This window comes from Streptomyces sp. MnatMP-M17, assembly GCF_900091995.1.
In the GTDB taxonomy this organism is placed as follows: Bacteria; Actinomycetota; Actinomycetes; order Streptomycetales; family Streptomycetaceae; genus Streptomyces.
Window position 1 is genome coordinate 1 of sequence record NZ_FMDK01000643.1, and the last position, 5935, is coordinate 5935.

A 5935-nucleotide genomic window follows, 5' to 3' on the forward strand; every position below is an offset into this window, starting at 1 on the left:
GGGCGCGGCGGCTGCCGGTGACCGCGAGGGAGCCGCGGGACATACCGTGGTACGCGCCGGAGAAGGCGATGAGCCCGGTGCGTCCGGTCGCCTTGCGGGCCAGTTTGAGCGCGGCCTCCACGGCGTCGGTGCCGGTGGGCCCGGCGAACTGCACCTTGTAGTCCAGACCGCGCGGGCGCAGCACGAGTTCGGCGAAGCGGGCCAGGAACTCGCGCTTGGCGACGGTATGCATGTCCAGGCCGTGCATGATGCCGTCGGAGGCGAGATAGTCGGCCAGCCGGTGCTTGATGAAGTCGTTGTTGTGCCCGTAGTTCAGACTGCCCGCACCGCAGAAGAAGTCGATGAAGGTACGGCCGTCCTCGGTGTGCAGTTCGGCGCCCTTGGCCCGCGAGAAGACCACGGGGAAGGTACGGCAGTAGAGCCGGACCTCGGACTCCAGCTCCTCGAAGACAGAAACATCAGGAGGTACTGGAGACACGGGAGGTACGGAAGGCACGGGACGGTCGGTGTGGTCGAGCGGCTGGTGGAGTGGGACGGTGGTCGTCATGTGGGTCCTCTCGGCTTCGGATGGTGCGGCGGCCGGCCCGTGGGCGCTGCTCCGGGCGCTGCCCGTGGGCACTACCCGGCGGCGGGTCGTGGTGTCGCTCAGCGGCCCGCCCTGCGCCGGGCGGTGAGCACCGGCGCGGCACTGTCGGCCGACACCCGTGGGTAACCGTCCAGGGCGGCGGCGAGGGCGGCGACGGTCGTATGGTCGAACAGGGCCCGCACCGGTACGTCGATACCGAGCACACCTCGCAGCCGTACGGAGACCCGGGTGGCGAGCAGGGAGTGTCCGCCGAGCCGGAAGAAGTCGTCGTGGGCGCCGACCTCCGGCGTCCCGAGGACCGTCCGCCAGACATCGGCGATGGTCTTCTCCTCCGGTGTGCGCGGCGGCAGATGTCCAACGTCCGTGCTCTGTACGCCGGGTGACGGTGCGTCGGGCAGCGGAAGCGCCTTGCGGTCGACCTTTCCGGTGACGGTGGTGGGCAGTTCGTCGAGGACCATGAAGGATGCCGGGACCATGTAGTCGGGCAGAGTCGTCAGCAGCCGCTCGCGCAGTTCGTCGGGGCCCGGGACCAAGTGGTCCTCGCGGGCCACCAGATAGGCGGTGAGGCGCGGTTCGCCGGAGGCGTCCGCAGTCGGGTGGACGACGGCCGCGCCGATCGCGGTGAAGGACAGCAGGGCGGCCTCGATCTCGCCGGGCTCCATCCGATGGCCGTGGATCTTCACCTGATGGTCGGCGCGGCCGAGGATCTCCAGCGATCCGTCCGGCCGCAGCCGCCCGAGATCCCCGGTGGCATAGAGCCGTCCGCCGGGCCGGGTGGCGTACGGATCGGGCAGGAACACCTCCGCCGTCTGCTCCGGCCGGTCGTGGTAGCCCCATCCGACGGACGCGCCACCGATATGGATCTGCCCTGTGGCACCGGCCGGCACCGGCTCCAGCCGCTCATCGAGCAGCCGTACGGTGCAGTTGTCCAGGGCGGCCCAGTCCCGTACCCGCCCGTCCGGGCCGAGCCGCGCCATGGTCGCCCATACGGTCGTCTCCGTCGGCCCGTACAGATCCCAGACACGGGCGCCGTGGGCGGTGAGTGCCCGGACAAGGCCGGGAAGGATCTTCTCGCCGCCGGAGAGCACGGTCAGCGCGGGCGGCGGCGACCAGCCCGTGTCGGTCAGTATCCGCAGGACGACGGGCGTGGCCTGGAGCACGGCGGGACGTACGGCGTCCATCAGACGGATCAGCCGCTGCGGATCCCTGGCCTGCTCCGGGTCCGCCATCACCACCTGTGCGCCGGTGATCAGCGGCAGGCACAGCTCCAGCAGGGACGGATCGAAGGAGAGAGTGGTCACGGCCATGACCGGCATCCCTGGTCCCAGACCGAGCCGGTGCGGCAGGGACAGCAGGAAGTTGGTCAGCGCGCGGTGCGGGATCATGACGCCCTTGGGCGTACCGGTGGAGCCCGAGGTGTGGAAGATGTACGCCTGCTCGTGCGGGCGGGCCGGCCGGTCCGGGCGTGTCGAGGGCCGGGCGTCGATCTCCTGATCGTCACGGTCCCGGTCCAGCAGCACCGTCCGTACGCCCGTGCCGGCGAGCCGCCCGGCGAGCGCCTTCTCGGTGATCACCAGTCGTGCGCCGGTGTCGGCGACGAGACGGGCCAGCCGCGCGTCCGGGTGCAGCGGATCGAGCGGCTGGTACACCGCGCCCGCCTTGAACACGGCGAGCAGCGCCACGGCGAGCCCGGCGCCGCGTGCGAGATGGACACCGACGGGACTGCCGGGACCGGCGCCGAGCTCCCGCAGCAGGTGCGCGAGCCGGTTGGCCCGTGCGTCGAGCGCGGAGTACGTCAGCTCGGTGTCCGCCCCCCGTACGGCGAGCGCGTCGGGCGTGGCCGCGGCCTGGCGCTCGAACAGTCCCGCCATGGTCAGTTCCGGTACGGGCCGTATGTCGCCCGCGCCATGGGCGAGCAGCCGGCGCCGCTCCTTGGCGGGCAGCGCGGAGACGCTCCGGGTGGTCTCGGCCAGCGGCGCGTCCGGGGCGGCGAGCACACCGCGCAGCAACTGCGCGTAGCCGTCGGCGAGATGGCGCATCGTATCGGCGTCGAACAGCGCGGTGGCGTACTGCATCCGCCCGGAGAGATGTCCTTCCGGGCTGCCCATCAGATCCAGCACCAGGTCGAACGGCGTGCCGGTGGCGGGCGTGGACACCAACTCCGTGTCCACGCCCGGCAGTTCCGGCTGCTCTGCCTCGCCGCCGAGCAGCAGGAAGGAGACCTGGAAGAGCGGATTGCGGGACAGATCGCGTTCAGGAGTGAGTTCGGCGACGATGTGCTCGAACGGAGCGTCGGCGTGGGAGAAGTCGGCGAGCGTGGTGTCCCGTACGCGGCGCACCAGTTCACCGAATGTCGGGCCTCCCGACAAATCGGTGCGGAGCACCACGGTGTTGACGAAGAGCCCGATCAGCCGCTGGAGTCCGGGCCCGCTCCGCCCGGCGACCGGTGTGCCGACGGCGAGATCGGTCTGTCCCGTGTAGCGGCCGAGCAGCGCCTGGAAGGCCGCGAGCAGCACCATGAAGCGGGTGGCGCGCCGGGACCGGGCGAACGCGTCGACCGCGCTCACCAGTTCGGCGGGAAGCCGGAACCGGGTCATCGCGGCATCGCCGCGCCAGACCTCGGGACGGGGGCGGTCGGTGGGCAGTTCGAGCGGCGCGAGGCCGTCGAGCCGGGTGCGCCAGTAGCCGGTCCGGCCGGACAGGCTAATCCCGGAGAGCAGTTCACGCTGGCGGGCCGCGAAGTCGGCGTACTGGAAGGGCAGTTCCGGCAGTGCGGCGGGCTCGCCCGAGGTGCGCTCCCGGTAGTACGCGGCGAGTTCCCGGGTGAGAACGCCCCAGGAGGTGAAGTCGAAGGCGATGTGGTGCACCACCACCAGCAGGAGATGGTCGCCGGGCGCCATTCGGGCCAGTGTGAGCCGTAGTGCGGGCGCGGCCGACAGATCGAGCGGACGGCGCAGTTCACGCTCCACGACCGAGCGGAGCCGCTCCTCCCGTTCCTCGTCCGGGACTTCGGTGAGATCGATACGGTCGAGCGGGACCGGCGCCTCGGCGACTACCTCGGGCACGGGCTCGCCGTCGGCCGGGAGATAGCGGGTGCGAAGTACCTCGTGGCGGGCGACGACATCGGCGAAGGCGCCGGTGAGGGCGGGTACGTCCAGTTCGCCGCGGAGCCGCAGAGCGAGCGGGAGGAGATGGTCCGCGGAGCCGGGCCGGAGCTGGTCGAGGAACCACAGCCGCTGCTGCGAGAACGAAGTGGTCCGGGACGTGGTCCGGGTGCCGTCGGCTGAGCGGCTGTCAGCGTGGTCCACCGGCTGCCTCCATGGGTCGGGATGTCTGCCACGTCCGTGGTGGCCGTGGTGGCACAGCGAGAGCTTGCTTGCCGCGCCGGGCGCGGCAACAGGGAAGGAGTGGCAGCGGTCCGCCGCCTGGCTTGCTGCGCTTATGTCTCTGTGCGCCGGGCGCGGAGAGCGGGCACGCTCGGTCGCGCGAGCCGCACCGACGCACCGCCGGCCCAGACGCGCGAGCCGCACCGCCCGACGACCGGCTCGGATCCGGACCGCTCAGATCAGACCGGTACGGACGCCGTACGCCACCGCGTGGGCCCGGGTGCGTACCTGGAGCCGGGCCATCAGGTCGTAGATGACGTTCTTCACCGTGTGCTGCGAGCACGCGAGGCTACGGGCGATGGCCGCGTTGCCGTGTCCTTCCGCGACCAGCGCGAGCACTCTTGTCTGACGCGCCGTCAAGGGCGGTACGGCGACGGGATCTCCCGGTTCCGGCGCGTACTGCTCGGCGCCGCCGCTGAGCAGCCGTACCAGCACACCGGACGGCAGCCGGCCCTCGCCGTGGTAGGCGGAGCGCACTCCGGCCGCCAGCCGGGCCGGGCTCGCCTCCGACGACTGGAGCATGGCCAGGGCTCCGGCCCGTACACCGCGCAGCACACCGGCGGCCGTGAAGGTGTCGGCGACGACCAGCAGACGCCGGCCGCCCGGGCGATCGAGGGCCGGGCCCGCGTCGAGCGCCTCGTCCACCGTGCGCGCGGCGGCCACCAGGACCACCTCCGGCGAGGGTGCCGGAGCGCGCTCGATCCCGGCGCGGCGCAGTGCCGCGGCGACCGGTTCGCCGAGGGCCGGGCCCGGCGCGCAGAGGTAGACGCGCAGACGGTCCCGGTGGAGCGGGAGCGGGAGCGGTAGCGGACCGGGAGCGTCGGGTGCCGGTATGCCTCTCAGGAGCAGGCGCAGTTCGGACGTCAGCGGTGGGGCCGCCACCGTGGGCGCGCTCACAGCAGACCCGCCCGCAGCGCGTAGGCCACCGCGTGGGCGCGGTTGCGGAGCCGGAACCGCTGGGTGATGTCGCGCATCACCGTGGTCACCGTCCGCGTCGAGTAGCTCAGCTCCTTGGCGATCTCGCCCGTCTCACGGCCGTCGGCGACCAGCCGCAGCACCGCGCGTTCCCGGTCGTCGAGCCCCCAGCCCGCGATATGCGGTCTCGCCGCTCTCCCGCCGGACGCGTCGGCGCTCTGCTCCAGCAGCCGGTCGAGGAGATCGGGCGGCACCGTGCTGTCGCCGCCTGCGGCGGTGAGGACGGTACGCACCAGCCGGTCGGCGCTCGCCTCACGGCGCCGCAGCAGCCCTCGGGCGCCTGCCGCGATGGCATGCAGCGCCTCGGCCGGAGTCAGATCGGTGGCCACCAACACCACTTCCGGCCGGTGCGGCTCGCTCCGGACGGCCCTGATCATGTCCATCGTCTGGTGGGCCACCTGGTCCACCATCAGAACGGTCACCTGGGCCGCTTCACGCGACAGCACCAGGGCGACATCCGGGCTGCTGTGCAGGGCGCTCCTGGCGCCCGCCTCCAGCACCGGGTCCAGTGCGACCACACTGACAGGCATCGGTTCACCCATGGGGTACTCCTCTTCTCCGTGCGGTGGGTGGCTCGATACACACCTTCGGCGCGCCCAGGAGCCCGTCACATCGGTGGCGGTCCCCCGTATTTACGGGAATGCCTGGACACGCCCTCGGAAAGGCGCCGCGACCGGCGCGTCACCCGGCATGGCCACCGAACGGTCCGTACGCGCCCGGCTCCGGCCGCGTGGCGCGTGCGCCGCCCGTACCCGGACCGGTGAGCGGGCGGTTTCCGTGCCGGGAGCGGTGGGTGGGGGACGCGGAGCGGAGAGTGGGTAATCGGCGCGCGGAATATAGGGGATCCGTCCCCATGCCGCCCACGTTCGGTTCTGCCAATGTTGCCGATGTGACCTCCTCCGCCCCCACCTCCGCCACCGCCTCGGGACTCTCCCGCCGCTGGTGGGCGTACGGCCTGACGCTGCGCGAGCGGCTGGGCCCGCCGGAC

The 5935-nt window shown here is 72.2% G+C and carries 4 protein-coding genes; all 4 read right to left on the reverse strand.

Annotation, left to right across the window (positions count from 1 at the left end; genetic code table 11):
- On the reverse strand, positions 1–547 hold a 547-nt coding region (locus GA0115259_RS26990), incomplete at its 3' end, for an aminotransferase class III-fold pyridoxal phosphate-dependent enzyme (RefSeq protein ID WP_141716701.1).
- 98 nt (positions 548–645) lie between these two features.
- Positions 646–3894, reverse strand: coding sequence for a non-ribosomal peptide synthetase (locus GA0115259_RS26995; protein ID WP_093601864.1), 3249 nt, complete (start codon positions 3892–3894; stop codon positions 646–648).
- Between the two features lie 252 nt (positions 3895–4146).
- Complete coding sequence (locus tag GA0115259_RS27000; RefSeq protein WP_256098154.1) at positions 4147–4869, reverse strand: helix-turn-helix transcriptional regulator; 723 nt, start codon at positions 4867–4869, stop codon at positions 4147–4149.
- The gene (locus tag GA0115259_RS27005) at positions 4866–5489 is read right to left on the reverse strand and encodes a response regulator transcription factor (protein WP_093601866.1); all 624 of its coding nucleotides are present in this window, start codon (positions 5487–5489) and stop codon (positions 4866–4868) included. Before GA0115259_RS27005 ends, GA0115259_RS27000 begins: the two co-directional genes overlap by 4 nt.
- Positions 5490–5935 lie beyond the last annotated feature (446 nt).

Bases quoted from the DNA above. Each gene is read 5' to 3' on its own strand.
- GA0115259_RS27005 (WP_093601866.1), bottom strand. From the start codon at position 5,489: ATGGGTGAACCGATGCCTGTCAGTGTGGTCGCACTGGACCCGGTGCTG.